The organism is Pseudomonas sp. AU12215 (genome assembly GCF_001675465.2).
Taxonomy (GTDB): domain Bacteria; phylum Pseudomonadota; class Gammaproteobacteria; order Pseudomonadales; family Pseudomonadaceae; genus Pseudomonas; species Pseudomonas nitroreducens.
In genome coordinates this window covers 1-20183 of record NZ_MACM02000014.1, presented here as the reverse complement: position 1 = coordinate 20183, position 20183 = coordinate 1, and the positions used below count along the sequence as shown (strand labels likewise).

The window sequence follows — 20183 nt, the reverse complement described above, 5'->3', positions numbered from 1 at the left end:
GATGAGCAACCTCGACTGGCATTCGGTCAGCGCGGACGACACGCGCAGCCTGCGCAACGTCTTCGGCACCTTCATGACCGGTGTCACCATTGTCACCACCCGTGAGGCCGACGGCACGCCGCGCGGCTTCACGGCGAACTCCTTCACCTCGGTGTCGCTGAGTCCGGCGCTGGTGCTGGTGTGCATCGCCAAGAGCGCCGGCAGCCTGGCGGTGTTCAGCGCCGCCGAACGTTTCGCCGTGAACATCCTCGGCGACTGGCAGCGCGAGCTGTCGAACCGCTTCGCCGGGCGCTCGGCGGACAAGTTCGCCGGGGTCGAACTGCTCTCCTGCGAGGCCGACGTGCCGTGTCTGGCCGACAGCCTCAGCGTGCTCAGCTGCCGGCGCCACAGCCTGGTGGAAGCGGGTGACCACGTGATCCTGATCGGCGAGGTGCAGCGCTACCGCAGCAGCGTGGGCAGCCCGCTGGGCTACTTCCGCGGCAGCTACATCGACTTCGCCGAAGGCGCCAAGGCGATCCAGGTGGAGCGTGGCAGCGCACTCAAGGTCGGCTGCCTGATCGCCCGCGACAACGGTGTGCTGCTGGTGCGCGAGCCGGGCCAGGAGCACTGGAGCATCCCCGAGGTGTTCTGGCGGGCCGGGGTGAGCCAGAAGGCGGTCATCGATGAGGTTTTCCGCCGGGTCGGCCTGGTGGGCGAGGTGTCGTTCATCTACTCGATGTTCGAGGAGGCGGGCGACGACTTCACCCGCGTGATTTTTCGCGCGGACGCCAGCGCCGAACTGGCGCTGGCCAGCGACGCCGGGCGGGAAGTGCGTGTCTTCCGTGCCGAAGACGAACCCTGGCTGCTGGTCCGCGGCGACTACTGCATCAGCATGCTCCACCGCTTCTTCAGCGAGCGGCAGGCCGACAGCTTCGGCATCTACTGCGACACCGCCGATGGCGGACGAATCGCCGGCATCGCGGGTAAGCCCGTGCATTGGCTGGACTGGAAACACTAAGACCACCGAGTGGACAACAACATGGAATTCAACCATTTCCTCAGTTCCTACCTGCCCGATCCGGATGCCTCCGGCAAACAGCTCTACGAGCACATGGTCGAGCAGGCCGTGGTGGCGGAAGAGGTCGGCTACGCCGGCATCTCCATCCCCGAACACCACCTGATCAACATCCTGCTGGTGCCCTCGCCGCTGCAGATGGCGGTGAAGATCGCCGCGGTCACCCGGCACATCGAGCTGGCCACCTCCATCGCCGTGCTGCCGATCCGCGACATGCGCGTGTTCGCCGGCGAAGTGGTACAGGCCGATGCCCTGTGCGATGGCCGCCTGGTGCTGGGGGTGGGGCGGGGCGCCTTCAAGTACGAAATCGAGATGCTTGGCGTGCCGATGGCCGAGACCCGCGAGCGCTTCGACGAATCCCTGGCCGTGCTGCAGGCCCTGCTGACGCGCAAGGAAGTGAGCTGGGACGGCAAGTACTACCAGTTCGGCCCGCTGACCGTGATGCCGCGCCCCGAGCGGGAGATTCCGCTGGTGGTGGCGAGCATGGCGCCCGAGGGCATCCAGGCCTGCGCGCGCCAGGGCTTCTCGGTGCAGACCACGCCGCTGAGCGGCGACCACCGGATGCTGCTGGACCAGGTCAACGCCTTCCGCCGTGGCAACGCCGAGGCGAAAGTGAAATCCGCCAGGCGCGCCCGGCTGTCGTTGCAGCGCGCGACCTATCTCGCCCGCGATGAAGCCGACGCCCACGAGAAGCTGCAACTGGCCTACGAGTACTACCGCCGTTTCGACAACGTGTTCACCGGGCCGGGCATCGTCCATGGCGGTGGCATCGAAGCGCTGCCACGCCAGCAGTCCATCGAGGAGCTGGGCAGGAACCTGCTCATCTGCACCCGCGAGCAGATGATCGATCAGCTTTCCGCCTATGCCGAGGCGGGCATCGACGAAGTGATCATGACCGCCAACTTCGGCCAGTCCCAGGAAGACAGCCTGGACATGATGCGGCGCTTCGGCGAGCAGGTCATTCCGCACTTCAGTTCCCGCTCGAACCAACCCAACCTGAACAAGAGGACCGGCTGATGCCCCTGCTTACCGTAGAACTCTTCCCCGGACGCACCCCTGAAAAGAAGCGCGAGCTGATCCAGGCGCTGACCGACACCTACCTCCAGGTCTGCGGCGGCAAGGCCCAGGCGGTCACCATCCTGCTCAAGGAGGTGGACCCGGCCGACTGGGGCGTAGGCGGCCGCAGCTACGCAGAGATCATCGCAGAAGCAAAGGCCCAGGGCTGAGGAGGCGCGTGATGAGCAAGGCAATCGATTGCGCCTATGTGGTGGATGGGCAGGGCCCCGCCCTGGTGATGGTGCACGGCATCGGCGCGCGCAAGACCGGATGGGACAAGGTCACCGAGGCGCTGAAGGACAGCTTCACCTGCATCCGCTACGACCTGCGCGGCCACGGCGAATCGCCGCTGCCGACCGAGGGCTTCGGCCTGGAAGAGCTGGTGGAGGACCTGGAGGCGCTGCGTGCGCGGCTGGGCATCGAGCAGATGCACATCATCGGCCACTCCCTCGGCGGGATGATCGGCCCCGCCTATGCGCACAAGTATCCGCAGCACGTGCTGAGCGTCGGGCTGCTGTCCACTGCGGCATTCCGCTCGCCGCAGGACAGCGAGAACGTGCGCAAGGTGGTCCGCGCCATGGAAGAAAAGGGCATCGGCCCGGTGCTGGATACCCTGACCCAGCGCTGGTTCACCGAGAACTTCTGCGCGGCGCATCCGGAGGTCATCGAGTGGCGCAAGCAGCAGGTGATGGACACGCCGGCCGAGGTGTTCCTCAACGTCTTCCACATCTACGCGGAGACCGAGATGGCGCCCTGGCTGCATGAAGTGAAGCAACCGTGCCTGGTGCTCACCGGCGAGTTCGACGGCGGCTGCAATCCGGGCCTGAACCGGCAGATCGCCGAGGCGTTGCCGCACTCGCAGCTGGTGGTACTGCCGGACCTCAAGCACGCCATCCTGATCGAAGCGAGCGACCAGGTGGTGCCCCACCTGAAAGCCTTCCTGGACAAGGCCTCGCACTAACGCCTGCCGATACGCCGGAGGCGGGTGGGCACTGCCCAACCCTCCCCGTAACCGCCCAGAACCATAAGAACAACAACTGCCCAACCGATCAGCAGGTCGATACCATGGCTCTGATTTATCCCATTCTCTTGCGGCGCATTCTTCTCGGAGCCCTGACCCTGTTGGGCGTCTCCGCACTCATCTTCGCGGCGGTGCAGCTGCTGCCCGGCGACATGGCGCAGAAGCTGCTCGGCCAGTCCGCCACGCCCGAGGCGCTGCATGCCCTGCGCCACGAGCTGGGGCTGGACCAGCCCGCGCTGAGCCGCTACCTGCACTGGCTGCTGGGCAGCCTGCAGGGCGACTTCGGCACCTCGCTGTCCAACGGCCGGGCGGTGTCCGAACTGATCGGCCAGCGCCTGCTGAACACGCTGTTCCTGGCCGGCTACACGGCACTGATCGCGGTGCCGCTGGCGCTGCTGCTGGGGCTGTTCGCGGCGCTCTACAAGGACTCGTTCTATGACCGGGTGGTGAACATCGTCTCCCTGGCGGCGGTGTCGCTGCCGGAGTTCTTCATCGGCTACATCCTGATCCTCTGGCTGGCGGTGAAGCACCCGCTGTTTCCTTCCATCGCAGACGTACCGGCCTCGGCAAGCCTGCTCGAGCACCTGCAGGCGGCCTTCCTGCCGGCGCTCACGCTGACCCTGGTGATCACCGCCCACATGATGCGCATGACGCGCATCGCGGTGCTCGACCTGCTGCAGCTGCCCTACATCGAGATGGCCCGGCTCAAGGGGTTGTCGCGGCTGAAGATCGTCCTGCGCCACGCGCTGCCCAACGCCTGGGCGCCCATCGTCAATGTCATCGCGGTGAACCTCGCTTACCTGATCACCGGCGTGGTGGTGGTCGAGGTGGTGTTCGTCTACCCCGGCCTCGGGCAACTGATGGTTGACTCGGTGATCAAGCGCGACGTCATGGTGGTCCAGGCCTGTTGCTGCATCTTCGCGGTGGTCTACATCGGCATCAATCTGCTCGCCGACGTGCTGTCCATCGTTACCAATCCGCGCCTGCTGCATCGCCAGTGAGGGCGAAACGATGAATGCCTTGATCGCAACCTTCAAGCAGATGACCTGGACCGCCCGCATCGGCCTGCTGATCATCCTTTTCTACACCTTCCTCGCGCTGTTCGGCCCGCTGGTGGCACCCTTCGGCGAGACCGAGATCGTCGGCGGCGAATACGACCCCTGGAGCGCGCAGCACTGGCTGGGCACCGATGCCCTGGGGCGCGACATGCTCTCGCGGGTGATCTTCGCCGCGCGCAACACCATCGGCATCGCGCTGCTGTCCACCGCGCTGGCCTTCTTCATCGGCGGTTCGCTGGGGCTGATCGCCGCTGCCATGGGCGGCTGGGTGGACAACGCGCTGTCACGCCTGGTGGACGTGCTGATGGCGGTGCCGCAGCTGATCTGCGCGCTGCTGTTGCTGACCATCTTCGGCACCAGCATCGCCAACCTGGTGTTCGTCATCGCCCTGGTGGACGCCACGCGTATCTTCCGCCTGGCGCGCTCGGTGTCGCTCAACGTGGTGGTGACCGACTACATGGAAGTTGCCCGGCTGCGCGGCGAAGGGCTGTTCTGGCTGGTGGCGGTGGAACTGCTGCCCAACGTGCGGGCACCGCTGGTGGCGGAATTCGGCCTGCGCTTCTGCTTCGTGTTCCTGACCATTTCCTCGCTGTCGTTCCTCGGCCTGGGGCTGCAACCGCCGCTGGCGGACTGGGGCAGCATGGTCCGCGAGAACGCCTCGCTGATTTCCTTTGGCGACCTGACGCCATTGATCCCCGCCGCCGCCATCGGCGTGCTGGCGATCGCCGTCAACTTCGTTGCCGACTGGTTCCTCGCCCAGCGGCGATGACCGTCCTGCCCACGTATTGTCCGAGGACACGCAGCATGAGCGAACCCCTACTAAAGATTACCGGCCTGCGCATCGAGGCCGGCGGCGCGGACGGCTGGAGCGAGATCGTCCACGGCATCGACCTGCAATTGCAGCGCGGCAGGATACTCGGCCTGGTCGGCGAGTCCGGCGCCGGCAAGTCCACCATCGGCCTCGCCGCCATGGGGTACACCCGCGACGGCTGCCGTATCAGCGGCGGCGAGATTCTCTTCGACGGCATCGACCTGCGCCAGGTGCCCGAAGCGCAGCATCGCGAATTGCTCGGCGCGCGCATCGCCTACGTGGCGCAGTCCGCGGCGGCGAGTTTCAACCCGGCGCACCGACTGATCGACCAGCACTGCGAGAGTGCCCTGGAGCACGGCCTGGCGCCCCGCGAACAGGCGCGCCGGGATGCGGTGGAGCTGTACCGGAAGATTTCCCTGCCCGAGCCCGAGACCATCGGCGAGCGCTATCCGCACCAGGTGTCCGGCGGCCAGTTGCAGCGGATCATGACGGCCATGGCGATGTCCTGCCGGCCGGACCTGATCATCTTCGACGAGCCGACCACGGCACTGGACGTCACCACGCAGATCGACGTCCTGCTGACCATCCGCGAGCTGGTCCGCGAGTTCCAGGTGGCGGCCATCTACATCTCCCACGACCTCGCCGTGGTGGCGCAGATGGCCGACGAGGTGATGGTGCTCAAGGATGGCCACATGGTCGAACGCGGCGACAAGCGCCGGGTGATCGCCGAGCCGCAGGCGGACTACACCCGCTCGCTGTGGGCGGTACGCAACCTCGCGTGTGAGGCGCGTCCGCCGGTGGCCGCCGACCAGCAACCGCTGCTGGAGCTGCGCGGCATCCGCGCCGGCTACGGCAACAAACAGGTGCTCGACGACGTGTCGCTGAAGGTCTTTCCGGGGCGCACGCTGGCCATCGTCGGCGAGTCCGGCTCGGGCAAGTCGACGCTGGGGCGTTGCATCACCGGGGCCTTGCCCAGCCGCGAGGGCAGCATCCTGTTCCAGGGCAGGCCGCTTGCGGGGCATTACGCCAAGCGCAGCCGGGACGAGCTGCGTTCGATCCAGATGATCTACCAGATGGCCGACATCGCGCTGAACCCGCGCCACCGCATCGGTGACATCGTCGGGCGACCACTGCAGTTCTATGGCGGCCTCGATGCTGCCCGGCGCGAAGAACGAACCCGTGAATTGCTCGATGCCGTGGGCCTGGAACCCGGCCGCTTCATGGCCCGGCGGCCGGGCGAACTGTCCGGCGGGCAGAAACAGCGGGTGGGCATTGCCCGCGCCCTGGCGGCGGACCCGGCGGTGATCGTCTGCGACGAGATCACCAGCGCCCTCGACCAGCTTGTCGCGGAGGGCATCCTGCGGCTGATCGACGACCTCAAGCAGCGCCTGGGCATCACCTACCTGTTCATCACCCACGACCTGTCGGTGGTGAAGTCCATCGCCGACGACGTGCTGGTGCTCAAGGCTGGCCGCGTCGTCGATTTCGGCGACAAGCAGCGGGTGTTCACGCCGCCGTGCGACAGCTACGTCACGCGCCTGCTCGACAGCATGCCGCAGATGGACCCGGACTGGCTCGACGGCCTGTCGCAACGGGGCGTTGCCTGAACTCATTTCCGCTCAAGGAGCAAACCATGACCGCAACAACCCTGCAGGACTGGAGCGAGCGCGCGGCAACGCTCGCCATCGAAGGTCGCTGCTTCATCGACGGCGACTACTGCAGCGCGCAGGACCTGCGCACCTTCGACAAGGCCAGCCCGCTCGACGGGCGCCGCCTGGCGGCCATCGCACGAGGTGGCGCAGCTGACATTGAGCGTGCCGTGGCCAGCGCGCGCCGGGTATTCGAGGCCGGGCACTGGTCGCGCATGGCACCGGTGCAGCGCAAGCGCATCCTGATCCGTTTCGCCGATCTGCTGGAAAGCCACGCCGAGGAGCTGGCGCTGCTGGAAACCCTCGACATGGGCAAGCCCATCGCCCACTCCCTGGCCACCGACGTGCCCGGCGCGGCCAATGCCATTCGCTGGTCCGCCGAGGCAATCGACAAGGTCTACGGCGAGATCGCCGCCACCGCCGAGGACCAGCTGGGCCTGGTCACCCGCGAAGCCGTGGGCGTGGTTGGGGTGATAGTGCCGTGGAACTTCCCGCTGCTGATGGCCAGCTGGAAGCTCGGCCCGGCGCTGGCGTGTGGCAACTCCGTGGTGCTCAAGCCGTCCGAGCGCTCGCCGCTGACGGCCATCCGTATCGCTCGGCTGGCCTGCGAGGCGGGCATCCCCGTGGGTGTGTTGAACGTGGTGCCGGGCTATGGCGCCGAGGCCGGTGACGCCCTGTCGCGGCACATGGACGTCGACGCCATCGCCTTCACCGGCTCGACCGGCGTGGCCAAGCGCCTGATGGTCGCCGCCGGGCAGTCCAACCTCAAGCGCGTGTGGACCGAGGCCGGTGGCAAGAGCCCGAACATCGTCTTCGCCGATGCGCCCGAGCTGCGCGCGGCGGCTATCAGTGCCGCCGCCGCCATCGCCTACAACCAGGGCCAGGTCTGCACTGCCGGTTCGCGCCTGCTGGTGCAGGAGTCGGTGCGCGAAGAATTCCTCGAGCATCTGCGTGAAGCACTGGCCGCGTGGACGCCGAACGACGCCCTTGATCCGGCCAGTCGCTATGGCGCGTTGGTCGACAGCCAGCATCTGCAGTTGGTGCAGGGCTACATCGCCAGCGGCCTGGAGGAGGGCGCCCGGCTGGTGGCCGGCAGCGGCGAAAGCGAGGGTTGCTACCTGGCGCCGGTGGTCTTCGATGGCGTGCGCAACGACATGCGTATCGCCCGCGAGGAAATCTTCGGCGCCGTGCTCTCGGTCATCAGCTTCAAGGATGCCGAGGAGGCGGTGGCCATCGCCAACGACACGCCCTACGGCCTGGCGGCGGCCTTGTGGACGTCCAACCTGTCCCGCGCGCACCAGGTTTCGCGTGCGCTGCGGGCCGGCTCGGTGTGGGTCAACCAATACTCGGGCGGCGACATGACCGCGCCCTTCGGCGGCTTCAAGCAGTCCGGCAACGGGCGTGACCGTTCGCTGCATGCCTTCGACAAGTACACCGAACTCAAGGCGACCTGGATCAGGCTCTGAATGAACTAACTTTTGACCATGACGGACACGGGGCGGAATAATCCGCCCCAACTGCCAACCTTGGAATCGGCACGCCATGTCACAACAGAAGGTGGCGCAGCAGAAAGCGGCGCAACAGAAAACGAAAAAGGTCTACGACCCTGAATTGCGCCGCGAGGAGATCATCAAGGCTGCCTTCCTCTGTCTGAGCGAGGAGGGCTACGCCAAGCTGTCCGCGCGCAAGGTGGCGGCGCGCGCCGAGATGGCGCTGGGGCACATCAGCTACCACTTCAAGGACATGAACGAGCTGCTGGTGGAGGCCTACAAATACGCCTCGCACCAGCTCTACGAAGCGACCCGCGCGGGGCTGGTGGCCGAGCCGCGCACGTCCATGGCGCAGTTGGAAGTGTTCCTGCGCAGTGGCTTCACCAGCACCTTTCTCGACCGCAGCTACCTGTCGGTGCGCATCGACCTGTGGTCCGCCTCGCTGTTCCAGGAAGACATCGCCGACACCGAGCGCAAGCTCTACGCCATCTATCGCGAACGCCTGGTGGAAATCCTGCGCAGGATCGCCGAGGAGCGCGAGGTGGGCGCCGAGCGTATCGAGCAGTCGGCTGACGCCATCATGGCCATGCTCGATGGCTTGTGGCTGGACTGGCAGCGTCGGCGCAACATGAAGGCCATCGAGCATGGCATCAGTGCCTGTCTCGATCTGGTGGCGTTCTACATGCCCGAATCCGGGCGCTGAGGCACCGCGCGGAATCTCCTGCCCGGGGACGCGGCAGACGACTCGAACCGCCCCTCAGTGAATCGTCGGGAAGCGTGCCTTGACCAGTTCCCGGGCTTGCCAGGTCATCTGGTCCAGCAGGCGATCGCGTTTCTGCTCGGCCTCGCGCATCGCCTTGCTGCCCTTCTGCTTCACCAGATAGGTGTGGATCTGCCGCACTTCCTTGGACTGGTAGATCGGCGCGAGATCCTGCACCGCGACCATGCCGTCGGAACGCCGGTCGCGGGTGTTCAGCAGCACGTGCGGCCCCTGCGCCGCCAGGATACGGAAGCCCATCGCCTCGAAGACCGGCACCTTGCCCGCCGCGCAGGCCAGTTCCGCGTGGGGGCGATGCTCGAGCATCTTCTGCAGCATGGCGCGGGCGATACCGCGCCGGCGGTGGCTGGCCTGGACGGCGAGGTAGGCCAGGGTGCAGGCCTGGGCGTCATCCTGGCTCGGCAGGTAGAGGGCGAAACCCAGCACCTGCGATGGGTCTTCATCATCCAGGGCGAGGATCAGCCGCGTGGGGCCGTCCGGCGAGCCGTTCATGGCCTGCAGGTACAGGTGCACCTCGAAGCCGATCACGTACTGGTACAGCTGGAACAGCGGGTTGCTCGGCGTCAGCGGCACCGGGCTGACGTCGCTGAAATAGTCCACCACCATCTGCAGCACCTGGCTTTTCAGGGATTCGGGGGGCGAGGTGTCGAGGTTTACGAGGGTGAACATCTGAAGCTGGCTCCGGGCGTGCCCGATCCGGGAGAATCGGCGTGGTGCCCATTGTAACCTCCGCGGGCCTCGAACGATTCCTCCGGTGGGCGCTGGGCGGCAGGCGCTGCGCAGCTTTCCCAGCTATCGCGCGAGGGTCTTGTACAGGGTCACTGCGGCGGCGCTCCGGCGCCCAGGCGTCGAGCTGGAGCTGGTAGCGCTCCTTCCACGCGCGCCACCAGGGCATCGCGCTGGACCTCCCGCCGGTGGAGTTGCGCATGCTCGCCGGACTGTCCGCGCGCCTTGTTTTCTGGCGATTCCGGTCAATGCTCTATCAGCCCGCCAGCGTTCCCGGCAGGCAGGCTGCCGAGCGAGCTTCCCCTGGCTTGATATGCATCAAAGGGATTTCGCTCCGGCCAAGCACACTGGGTCCGATCGGCCGAGGCGCCGCGGGCATTCGTTCCCTGCGATCTCCGGTCCTGTGCATCCATGGCGCATTCCAAGCGAGGAGAAACAACGATGGCAATGATGAAAGCGGCGATCTTCGTGGAACCGGGGCGAATCGAGCTGGCGGACAAACCCATCCCCGAGGTCGGCCCCACCGACGCGCTGATCCGCATCACCACGACCACCATCTGCGGCACCGACGTGCACATCCTCAAGGGCGAGTACCCGGTGGCCAGGGGGCTGACCGTCGGGCACGAACCGGTTGGCGTCATCGAGAAGCTCGGCAGCGCGGTCAAGGGCTACCGCGAGGGCCAGCGGGTCATTGCCGGTGCGATCTGCCCGAATTTCAATTCCTATGCCGCGCAGGATGGCGTGCCCTCGCAGGATGGCAGCTACCTCGTCGAGAGCGGTCGCTGCGCCTGCCACGGCTACAAGGCCACCGCCGGCTGGCGCTTCGGCAACCTGATCGACGGTACCCAGGCCGAGTACGTCCTGGTGCCCGATGCCGAAGGCAACCTCGCGCCGATCCCGGACAGTCTCACCGACGAACAGGTGCTGATGTGCCCCGACATCATGTCCACTGGCTTCAAGGGCGCCGAGAACGCCAATATCCGTATCGGCGACACCGTGGTCGTCTTCGCCCAGGGGCCGATCGGCCTGTGCGCCACCGCTGGCGCCCGCCTGCTGGGTGCCTCGACCATCATCGCGGTGGATGGCAACGCGCACCGGTTGGACATCTCCCGCAGCATGGGGGCCGACGTCACCCTGGACTTCACCAAGTGCGACGTGGTGGAGGAGGTGATGAAGCTCACCGGTGGGCGCGGCGCCGATTCGTCCATCGAATGCCTGGGGCTGCCGAGCACCTTCGAGCAGGCGATGAAGGTACTCAAGCCGGGCGGGACGCTGTCGAGCCTGGGGGTCTACTCCAGCGATGTGCACATCCCGCTCTCGGCGTTTGCCGCCGGCCTGGGTGACCATCGCATCAATACCGCCCTGTGCCCTGGCGGTAAGGAGCGCATGCGCCGCCTGATGAGCATCATCGAGTCGAACCGCGCCGACTTCGGCTCGCTAGTGACGCACCACTATGCGCTCGACGACATCGTCAACGCCTACGACCTGTTCGCCCACCAGCGCGACGGCGTGCTGAAGATCGCCATCAAGCCCTGAGGTGGAGGCAATGGCCTGATGCCGTCCGCAGCAGGTCATTGCCCCGAATGATCCGGCCAATTGCGCAGGGCAGGGCAAATCCAGTATTGTTGAGAACGATTATCATGTTTAACAGTACTGGACGTTCATGGACAGCGAGCGGGCATTCGAACGGGATGTTGAGCGGCTTTACCTTGCCCACCACGGGTGGCTGAAGGGCTGGCTGCGCCGCCGCCTGGGCGAGCACGCCGATGCGGAAGACCTGGCCCATGACACCTTTGTGCGGGTGATGCGCTCGCGCAGCGCCATCGCCGACCTTCGCCAGCCGCTGGCCTACCTCGCCACCATTGCCAACAGCCTGCTGATCAACCGCTGGCGCCGTCAGGCGGTCGAGCGGGCCTACCTCGAAGCGCTGGCCGCGCGTCCCGAAGCGGTGGCGCCGTCCGAGGAAGAACGCCTGCTGCTGATCGAGGCTTTGGTGGAGGTCGATGAACTCCTGCATGGCCTGGCGCCCCAGGTGCGGGAAATCTTCCTGCTGTCGCAGCTCGACGGCCTGACTTACCCGCAGATCGCGTTGCGCCTGGAACTGAGCGTCAACCAGGTGCAGAAGGCGATGAGCAAGGCGTTTGCGGCCTGCTACGCGAGCCGGTTCGAGTGAACGCCATGTCCCGCGAGAGCGATTCCCGGCCCATCTCCAGCAGCATCCGCGACCAGGCGATTGCCTGGTTCACCCTGGCCCAGTCGGGCTGCATGAGCGATGCCGAGCAGCGCCAGTTGCTGGTCTGGCGCGAGGCCAGCAGCGAGCACGAGCGCGCCTGGCAGCGCCTGAGCAGCATTCCGCTCGGCCTGCAGCGTCACGCCGGCGCACTGGCTGACCCGATGGCGCGGCAGCTGGCCGGTCGCCGCCACTACAACGAGATGGACCGGCGCAAGGCGCTCAAGGTGCTGGTCGGTTTCGGCCTGCTCGGCGGGCTTGCCTGGCAGGGCCGCGACACGCAGTGGGTGCAGGGCGCCATGGCGGACTACCGCACCGACGTCGGCGAGCGAACGCCGCGCACGCTGCCCGATGGCACGCGCCTGTGGCTCAACACCGCAACCGCGGTCGACCTGCGTTACACCGACAGCGCTCGCGAACTGCGCCTGCGCTACGGCGAAATCGAGATTCTCACCGCCCGCGATGGCGCGGGGCGGCCGTTCCGGGTTGTCAGCGGCGACGCAGTGTTGCAGCCGTTGGGCACGCGCTTCCGCGTCCGCAGGGACGAAGGCGGGCGCGGCACCTTGCTGGCCGTCACTCAGGGGCGGGTCGCTGCCAGTTCGCGGGCCGGCGGCGAGGCGAGGGTGATCGAGGCGGGGTCGCAAGCTCGCATCGATGCGGCTGGCGTCGGCGCTCCGCAGGTGCTGGAAGCGAATGGCGGTGCCTGGGTCGATGGCTATCTGGTGGCCGAGCGCATGCGCCTTGGGGATTTTCTCGCCGAGCTGGACCGCTATCGCCCCGGGCTGCTGCGCTGCGATCCGGCGGTCGCCGGTATTCGCCTGAGCGGCTCTTATCCGCTGGCCGATACCGACCGGGTGCTGGCCATGCTGCAGGACAGCCTGCCGGTGACGGTCCAGCGGCGCACCCGCTACTGGGTGACCGTGGGCTCGCGCTAGGGAAAGAAGCCCAGCGCTACGGAAAATCGCAGACGAGCGCCGCAGAAAAACACCAATGAAAATAATTCTCGAAAAGTCGGCAGGTTTTCGTTTCTCGCTTGGCCTAGGGAGAAATCCCTGCTCGCTCACGCGGGCCCACAACGAGAAACGGACCCTCTGCCCATGACGCTTCACCCCATCGCCCGCGCCCTGCGCCAGTCGCTCGGCCTTGCCCTGCTGTCCTGTTCCACGCTGGCCCTGCTGCCGATGTCGCCGGCACAGGCCGAATCCGCGGTCACGCGGACCCAGCACTACGCCATTCCCGCCGGCCCGCTGGATCAGGTGCTCGGCGATTTCGGCCGCAGTGCCGGCATTCCCATCTCGGTGAACGCCGGCCTGACCGAGGGCAAGCGCAGCGCCGGGCTCAATGGCGAGTACAGCATCGAAGACGGATTTGCCCGCATCCTGTCTGGCACGCAACTGACAGTGCGCCGCCTGGAAAACGGCGGCTACGGCCTGGTGCCGACGCCGTCGGATGCGGTGCTGGAGATGGATTCCACCACGGTGTCCAGCCAGGTGCTGGACGCGACCACCGAGGGCACCAATTCCTATTCGGCCCGCGCGGTGACCATCGGCAAGGGCGCGCACTCCCTGCGCGAGACCCCGCAGTCGGTGACGGTGCTGACCCGTCGCTACATGGACGACCAGAACGTCACTACCATCGAACAGGCGATGGAGAAGACGCCGGGCATCGCCGTCTACGAGTCGCCCATGGGCGGCAAGTACTTCTACTCCCGCGGCTTCATGATGCAGGGCCAGTACCAGTACGACGGCGTGCCGCTGGATGTCGGCGGCGAGTACGTCCAGGCCAACAGCTTCTCCGGCGATATGGCCTTCTACGACCGGGTCGAGGTGCTCAAGGGCGCGGCGGGCATGCTGAAGGGCTCGGGCAGCTCCACCGGCGGTGTCAATTTCGTCCGCAAGCGGGGCCAGAGCGTGCCGGAGACCAAGCTGTCGCTCTCGGCCGGCTCCTGGGACAACTACCGCGGCCAGGTGGATACCGGCGGCCCGCTCAACGAGTCCGGCACGCTGCGCGGGCGGACAGTCGTGGCACTGCAGGACCGCCAGTATTTTTACGATGTCGGCAAGCGCAATGACCAGATTCTCTACGGCGCGCTGGACTACGACGTGACCCCGGATACCACCGTGGGCCTGGGCGTTGCCTACGAGAAGCTGGATGCGACTCCGTGCTGGCACGGCCTGCCGCGCTACAGCAACGGCAAGGACCTGAAGCTCAGCCGCTCGACCTGCCTGGGCGCTACCTGGAACAACTGGGAAAGCGAGCGCACCACGGTATTCGCCGACCTGTCCCAGCAGTTGAACGAGGACTGGGCCTTCAAGTTCGCCGGCGTCTGGACCCACAACGACCAGGACATCAAGTACGCTCTGTCCGAGACCTCGGGCGGTGTTGCATCGGGCGCGACCTCGGCGCCTTCCTCGGTGTATTCCGGGCTGTTCGACTACGACCAGACCGACTACGGCTTCGATGCCTACCTGGACGGAAAAATCGAGGCCTTCGGCCTGCAGCATGAGCTGACCGTCGGCGCCAACGCCAGCCGCGCCAGGACCCACGATCACTACGCGCTGATCAACATGACCAGCCTGCTGGGTACCTCGCAGGATCCGTTCCATCCCAACTCGCACATTCCCGAGCCGGCGGATGATTTCTACGCGCCCAACTCCTACCGCGGCGGCCCGGTACCCACCAACTCGGACACCCGCCAGTTCGGCACCTACGCCACCCTTCGCCTGAAGCTGGCCGAGCCTTTGACCGCGGTCCTGGGGTCGCGCGTCAGCTGGTACCGCAACAGCCGAGACTCCTACACTCAGGCCTGGGATTACTGGCAGCACGACCGCAGCCAGGAGAACGGCCAGGTCACGCCGTTCGCGGCACTGATCTACGACCTCAACGATGAGTGGTCCGTCTACACCAGCTACGCGGATATCTTCCAGCCGCAAAGCACCTACACCGACGAATCCGGCAGCCCGCTGCAACCCAAGACCGGCGCCAGCTACGAGCTGGGCATCAAGGGCGAGCTGCTGGAGGGCCGGGTCAACACCGCCTTCAACCTGTTCCGTACGGTGGAGGAACACCGCGCCGAGGCGGACTACGACACGGCCTGTGCCGGCTCATCCGACGGCTACTGCTACACCGATGTGGGCAAGGTGCGCGCCCAGGGCTTCGAGGCGGAAATCAGCGGCGAGGTCATCGATCGCCTGCAACTGCTGGCCGGCTACACCTACACCCAGACCAAGTACCTCAAGAGCGCCGAGGAAAATCCGCAGGAACCGACCTTCACCACCACCTACTTCCCGCGCCACCTGTTCCGCGCCTGGGCCGACTATCGACTGGCCGGCGAGCTGGACCGCTGGAGCCTGGGGGCGGGCGTGACGGCGCAGAGCGACACCTCCGTGCACAGCGGCAAGGTCACCTCGGTGCAATCGGACTATGCCATCTACAGCGGCCGCCTGGGCTATCGCATCGACGATCACTGGACGGTCGCGCTCAACGGCAACAACCTGTTCGACAAGAAGTACTACCAGAGCGTCGGTGCCGTTTCCTGGGGCAACTTCTACGGCGAGCCGCGCAACTTCATGGTGACCCTGCAAGGCGCGTTCTGACGCCGATTGGCCTGCGCACTGCCGCCGCGAAGATGCCGTTGATGCCAATCACGGCCTCTTCGTTGGGCGCCCCGGCAAGCAGTTGCTGCCTGGCGAGCTTCTCCATGGCCGCAGGGCCAACGCTTTGGCCGCCACGGAGATGGGGCGAGCGGCACATCGCGCGCGGGCCTGCGGCTACTCAACAGACGAAGTGGCACAGGGCTTTCGAGCGTCAAGTGGTCTGGATCACCGGAGCTTCCTCCGGCATTGGCGAGGCCCTGGCCGGCCTGCTGTTGCAACAGGGCGCGCGCGTCATCCTCTCCGGCCGGCGCGAGGCAGCGCTGCAGGCTGTCGCCGAGCAGGCGCCGCAGCGCTCCCTGGTACTGCCTTTCGAGAGCGCGCCCGGTCGCTCAGGGCAGACGGCAACTGGCGGTCGTCAGCTCGGCAGCAGGCAGGGTCGGCGCTCCGCTGTGCACCGGCTACCGTGGCGCCAAGCACGCCGTGATCGGCTACTTCGAAGCCTTGTGCGCAGAGGTTGAACACACCCATGGCATCCGTGTCAGCGTGATCCTGCCCGGTTCGGTGCGCACCTGCGTGGCAGTCAATGTGCTCGGTGTACGCGGTGCCCGCCGCGGCCGCTCCGACGTCAATATCGACAATGGCATGTCCGCCGAGGAAGCTGCGCGGCGCATCGTCGATGGGCGAGCGGCCGGTCAGCGCAGCATCGAAGTGGCGGAAGGCACCGAGAAGCTCGTCCTGTACCTGCGGGGCACCGATCCCGGAGCGGCTGTTCACGCTCACCGCCGCTGACGGCGCCCGCCTGGCCGAAGAGCGTGCCCGCAACGGCAATGCCGATATCGACCCCGGAGCGGTGCAGCGCCTGGACAGCCGAGGGCCGCTGCTGGAAAGAAACGACCAGGTTTGTGCCTGCTGAGTGGCGGCCACTGGCCGATAGCAGCCGCCAGTGAGAGGCAGCTTCCGGCCAGGGAGGGTTATCGAAGGTACTCACTTGTAGAGCGACTGACGCCATCTAGACTCCGTAATCCATGGAGCCCGGAATGTTGAGCGTGTGCGTCATCTGGACGCCCACCGCAGTTCACAGGTTCGCCTCCTTAGCGCATTCCCAACGCAAGGAAGTCGACGATGCCACACCCGCTGAAACTGCTGCCTATCGCTGTCCTGAGCCTTTCCATTGGCGTGCCGCTGCTGCATGCCGCCGAGCAGTCGCCCGTCGCGCAGGTTACCCAGCCCGCTACGGGTGTAGTGATACATCCCGAGTACGCCAAGGCCATTGCGCGCATGGCCTACCTCTGGGGCTGGCCGATGGTGAACATGCTCAATCGCAATGACACCATCACCAAGGCGCCGCACCCCGGCCTGCTGGGGGGCATCCTGCCGGTGGCTCCGCGAGGCCAGCTGGGCATGTTGCACGACTACATCACCCCGGCGGAAACCTTCGTCACCTGCCCGAACCAGGACGTGGTCTACGGCTTGGGCTTCTTCTCCCTGGACGAGGAACCGGTGATCGTCCAGGTGCCGGATTTCGGCGACCGGTTCTGGGTCTACTCGATTTATGACCAGCGCACGGACCAGGTCGGCGAACTGGGCAAACCCTACGGCAGCAAGCCGGGCTTCTACCTGCTGGTGGGGCCGAACTGGAAGGGTGAGAAGCCCGAGGGCGTGGAGGCGATCATCCGCAGCCCCACGGCGCTGACCAACGCCATCCCGCGCATCTTCATGGACGATACTGCCGAGGACCGTGCGGCGATCCAGGAAAAACTCAACCAGATCGCCTTCTACCCGTTGAAGGACTTCGACGGGAAGATGAAGAGCATCGATTGGAAGAACACCCCGGACATCCCCAACCCCAACGCGGCCAAGGCCAGTGGCGGGGAAACCAAGTGGGTGATCCCGGAGAAATTCTTCGACCAGTTCCCCAAGGTGCTGGAGATGGTACCGCCGCTGCCGGGTGAAGAGGCGCTCTACGGCCAGTTCCGCCTGCTGATGGACGCAGCCGCCAAGGACCCGGAGCTGAAGAAGCTGCTGGTGCAGACGGCGGTGGAGAGCGAGAAGGAAATCATCAAGCCGTTCTTCGAGTGGAAGCACAACGGACGCCCGGCGGGGAACGGCTGGAACCGCTCGACCAACAACGCGCAGTTCGGTATCGATTACTTCAACCGCACCGGTACGGCGAAGTCGAACATGTTCGACAACCGTCCCACCGAGACCCAGTACTTCTATACCGATTTCGACAAGACCGGCGCCCCGCTCAACGGCGCGCACAGCTACGAAGTGACCTTCGCCGCCGGCCAGGAACCCCCGGTGAACGGCTTCTGGTCGCTGACGCTGTACAACGAGAAGCACCTGTTCAGCACCAACAAGCTCAACCGCTATTCCCTGGGCACCAAGAACAAGGACCTCAAGCGCAATGCCGATGGTTCGCTGACCATCCATATCGGCCCGACCTCGCCCGGTAAGGACCAGGAGAGCAACTGGCTGCCTTCGCCCAAGGAGCCGATCTCGCTGTACATCCGCTCGTACTGGGGCAAGGAACCGATCCTCGATGGCAGCTGGCAACCGCCGGTGATCAAGAAGATCAAGTAAGCCGTCCGCTGTATTTCTCCCCGGCGGTGCGACGAGCACCGCCGCTCACCTTCAGGAGACTGATCCATGGGTTCCATGCACCGAGTATTCGCGCTATCCGCGCTGGCCGCTTCGCTCATGTATTTACCGGTGGTACAGGCGGCGGATCAGGCACCTGCTTCGCCGCTGATCAAGCAGATCAACAATGGCAACTGGCTCGATCCGAAGGAGGCCGAAGACCTGCGCGACGAGCTGTACTACCAGCGCGCGGTATTCGCCTACATGACCATGCTGCCGGCGCTCAATACCATCGGCATGAAGGACGGTTCCGAGAAGGCCTTCGGCGCCGGCTACAACGTGCTGCCGATCTGGAAGCAGCGCATGGACGCGCGGACCATGGTGCCCACGCCGAACGCCGACGTGATCTATTCGATGAGCTACCTGGACCTGAAACAGACCGGGCCGCTGGTGGTGAAGGCGCCGGCCAACGTCATCGGCATGTTCACCGATTTCTTCCAGCGCACCCTGACGGACGTCGGCGCGGTGGGGCCGGACCGCGCGCGGGGCGGCCTGTACCTGCTGCTGCCGCCGGACTACAACGGCCCGGTGCCGGGCGGCTATTTCGCCGTCAAGTCACGCACCTACAACGTCTTCCTGTTCTTCCGCACCATCATGGCCAAGGGTGACGGCAAGCCTGACCCGGCACCGGCGGTGAAGAATGCCGAGCTGACCCGCGTCTATCCGCTATTCACGGTGGAGAAGGACGTCAAACCCATGGAGTTCCCGGATGCCAGCGGCAAGGCGCTGAACATGATGTACCCGGTGGACAACAGCTACTGGGCCAAGCTCAAGGCGTTCGTCGACTACGAGCCGGTCGAGGCCATCGACCCCGAGCTGCGCGGTGTGCTGGCGTCCATCGGCATCATCAAGGGCGAACCGTTCAAGCCCACGGCGAAGCAGGAAGAGTTGCTGAAGAAGGCCGTGGAGACTGCGCCGAAGATGATCCTCGCCAACCGCCAGCTGGGCCGCGACGACAAGCGCAACCTCTACTACAAGGACCGCCAGTACGAGAACACCTGGGCCGGCGGCACCAACGACTGGATGCAGGACAGCTACCTGGACGTGAGCCAGCGCGCCAACTTCTTCCAGTTCGCCTACTCCTCCGCGCCGGCGATGGTCATGCACACTACGGGCGCCGGCTCGAAATACCCCTTCACCGGCCGCGACAAGGATGGCAAGTTCCTCGAAGGCGGCAGCACCTACAAGCTGCGCCTGCCGCCCAATCCGCCGGCTGCGCTGTTCTGGGCCGTGACGGCCTACAACATCACCGACGGCACCATGCCCGAAACCAAGCAGCTGCTGCCGTCCACCAACGGCTACTACGACATCCCCAAGCAGCAGGACGGCTCCATCGAAATCTGGTTCGGCCCGGAGAAGCCGGCTGATGTGGCCGACGCGGCCTTCATCCAGACCATTCCTGGGCGTAACTTCCTCGTGGCCCTGCGCCTGTACGGCAGCGAAGATGCGTTCTACGACCAGACGTGGAAACCGGATGATGTGGTGAAGGTGAAGTAAGGCGCTTGGACACGCTGGCGGGACAACTCCGTCAGCTTCTGGCCGATGGCTCCCTATCCGATTGGTTGGAACCTGCCTGATGTGGCCAGCATATTTCTTTTCGTTATTCCCATGTCGGCTTTTTCTGGTTCCAGTCTCACAGAACTGAGTTCCTTGTTTCGACTGCAATATTCCTTCTGCTTACGCAGGGTTTTGTGCGTTGCACGAGGTGATAGAACTCTCAGTCCATGGTGGATAGTCTCAAGCCTGTCTCCGATTTAAGTGGAAGCTTGGACAGGAATCGACGCCAGAGTCCAATTGAAGAAACATCATGCGTTTTCAGTTGAGATTTTCCCCACGCTGATGCCGAGGTCATATCGCCCACGATGGATGGGAAAATTTTTCTGCCAGGAAATTTATGAAAGCTCTTACCTTCGCCGGAAGATGTTTTCGGCTGGGGTATACCGCGTAAACCCCGAGCTCGACAGATTTATACTCCGGGCGGTTGCAGAAGCTGAGTGCAACACGGTTACTGGATTGAAGCAGGTGCATCATGCTGCAACGCCACTACCTCTGTCATGACCTCAATCGGGCATTT

General features: G+C 65.4%; 18 protein-coding genes and 1 pseudogene. 17 read left to right on the top strand and 2 right to left on the bottom strand.

Going from position 1 to position 20183, the window contains the following annotated elements; all coding sequences use genetic code 11:
* Position 1: 1 nt before the first annotated feature.
* From A9513_RS04710 to A9513_RS04670, 9 genes are all read left to right on the top strand, one after another.
* On the top strand, positions 2 to 997 hold the full coding sequence (locus A9513_RS04710) for a flavin reductase (protein ID WP_065084092.1): 996 nt from the start codon (positions 2 to 4) through the stop codon (positions 995 to 997).
* A gap of 21 nt (positions 998 to 1018) precedes the next feature.
* The gene (locus tag A9513_RS04705) at positions 1019 to 2071 is read left to right on the top strand and encodes an LLM class flavin-dependent oxidoreductase (protein ID WP_065084105.1); all 1053 of its coding nucleotides are present in this window, start codon (positions 1019 to 1021) and stop codon (positions 2069 to 2071) included.
* On the top strand, positions 2071 to 2280 hold the full coding sequence (locus A9513_RS04700) for a tautomerase family protein (RefSeq protein ID WP_037015607.1): 210 nt from the start codon (positions 2071 to 2073) through the stop codon (positions 2278 to 2280). The genes A9513_RS04705 and A9513_RS04700 overlap by 1 nt, the downstream gene beginning before the upstream one ends.
* Before the next feature lie 11 nt (positions 2281 to 2291).
* Positions 2292 to 3071, top strand: coding sequence for an alpha/beta fold hydrolase (locus tag A9513_RS04695; RefSeq protein WP_065084091.1), 780 nt, complete (start codon positions 2292 to 2294; stop codon positions 3069 to 3071).
* 104 nt (positions 3072 to 3175) lie between these two features.
* The gene (locus A9513_RS04690; protein WP_037015601.1) at positions 3176 to 4132 is read left to right on the top strand and encodes an ABC transporter permease; all 957 of its coding nucleotides are present in this window, start codon (positions 3176 to 3178) and stop codon (positions 4130 to 4132) included.
* A 10-nt stretch (positions 4133 to 4142) separates the two neighbouring features.
* Complete coding sequence (locus A9513_RS04685) at positions 4143 to 4958, top strand: ABC transporter permease (RefSeq protein ID WP_065084090.1); 816 nt, start codon at positions 4143 to 4145, stop codon at positions 4956 to 4958.
* A gap of 35 nt (positions 4959 to 4993) precedes the next feature.
* Positions 4994 to 6607, top strand: a complete 1614-nt coding sequence (locus tag A9513_RS04680; protein ID WP_065084089.1) for an ABC transporter ATP-binding protein — start codon at positions 4994 to 4996, stop codon at positions 6605 to 6607.
* A 26-nt stretch (positions 6608 to 6633) separates the two neighbouring features.
* Complete coding sequence (locus A9513_RS04675) at positions 6634 to 8115, top strand: aldehyde dehydrogenase (RefSeq protein ID WP_065084088.1); 1482 nt, start codon at positions 6634 to 6636, stop codon at positions 8113 to 8115.
* Positions 8116 to 8191: 76 nt separating this feature from the next.
* Complete coding sequence (locus A9513_RS04670; protein WP_065084087.1) at positions 8192 to 8842, top strand: TetR/AcrR family transcriptional regulator; 651 nt, start codon at positions 8192 to 8194, stop codon at positions 8840 to 8842.
* A 54-nt stretch (positions 8843 to 8896) separates the two neighbouring features.
* Here the strand turns inward: A9513_RS04670 and A9513_RS04665 are convergent, their stop codons facing one another.
* The gene (locus A9513_RS04665; RefSeq protein ID WP_065084086.1) at positions 8897 to 9586 is read right to left on the bottom strand and encodes a GNAT family N-acetyltransferase; all 690 of its coding nucleotides are present in this window, start codon (positions 9584 to 9586) and stop codon (positions 8897 to 8899) included.
* A gap of 498 nt (positions 9587 to 10084) precedes the next feature.
* On the opposite strand from A9513_RS04665, the gene A9513_RS04660 reads away from it, so the two are divergent.
* The 8 genes from A9513_RS04660 to A9513_RS04630 all read left to right on the top strand — a co-directional run bounded on the left by A9513_RS04660 (position 10085) and on the right by A9513_RS04630 (position 19606).
* Positions 10085 to 11179: an NAD(P)-dependent alcohol dehydrogenase gene (locus A9513_RS04660; protein WP_065084085.1), complete on the top strand. Its 1095-nt coding sequence runs from the start codon at positions 10085 to 10087 to the stop codon at positions 11177 to 11179.
* A 127-nt stretch (positions 11180 to 11306) separates the two neighbouring features.
* On the top strand, positions 11307 to 11816 hold the full coding sequence (locus A9513_RS04655) for a sigma-70 family RNA polymerase sigma factor (protein WP_024763486.1): 510 nt from the start codon (positions 11307 to 11309) through the stop codon (positions 11814 to 11816).
* Between the two features lie 5 nt (positions 11817 to 11821).
* Positions 11822 to 12808: a FecR domain-containing protein gene (locus A9513_RS04650; RefSeq protein WP_065084084.1), complete on the top strand. Its 987-nt coding sequence runs from the start codon at positions 11822 to 11824 to the stop codon at positions 12806 to 12808.
* A gap of 162 nt (positions 12809 to 12970) precedes the next feature.
* The gene (locus A9513_RS04645; protein WP_065084083.1) at positions 12971 to 15469 is read left to right on the top strand and encodes a TonB-dependent receptor; all 2499 of its coding nucleotides are present in this window, start codon (positions 12971 to 12973) and stop codon (positions 15467 to 15469) included.
* Between the two features lie 32 nt (positions 15470 to 15501).
* Positions 15502 to 15987, top strand: a complete 486-nt coding sequence (locus A9513_RS36390) for an SDR family NAD(P)-dependent oxidoreductase (RefSeq protein WP_313462788.1) — start codon at positions 15502 to 15504, stop codon at positions 15985 to 15987.
* Positions 15875 to 16258 carry an SDR family NAD(P)-dependent oxidoreductase gene (locus A9513_RS34680; protein ID WP_240157886.1) on the top strand — a complete coding sequence of 128 codons (384 nt, stop codon included), beginning with the start codon at positions 15875 to 15877 and terminating at the stop codon, positions 16256 to 16258. Before A9513_RS36390 ends, A9513_RS34680 begins: the two co-directional genes overlap by 113 nt.
* Before the next feature lie 333 nt (positions 16259 to 16591).
* Positions 16592 to 18052 carry a DUF1254 domain-containing protein gene (locus A9513_RS04635; RefSeq protein ID WP_141678340.1) on the top strand — a complete coding sequence of 487 codons (1461 nt, stop codon included), beginning with the start codon at positions 16592 to 16594 and terminating at the stop codon, positions 18050 to 18052.
* Between the two features lie 66 nt (positions 18053 to 18118).
* Positions 18119 to 19606 carry a DUF1254 domain-containing protein gene (locus A9513_RS04630; protein ID WP_089285709.1) on the top strand — a complete coding sequence of 496 codons (1488 nt, stop codon included), beginning with the start codon at positions 18119 to 18121 and terminating at the stop codon, positions 19604 to 19606.
* Between the two features lie 351 nt (positions 19607 to 19957).
* On the opposite strand, the pseudogene A9513_RS36385 reads toward A9513_RS04630, so the two are convergent.
* Positions 19958 to 20086, bottom strand: a pseudogene (locus A9513_RS36385) (LysR family transcriptional regulator); the annotation flags it as partial.
* Positions 20087 to 20183: the final 97 nt, after the last annotated feature.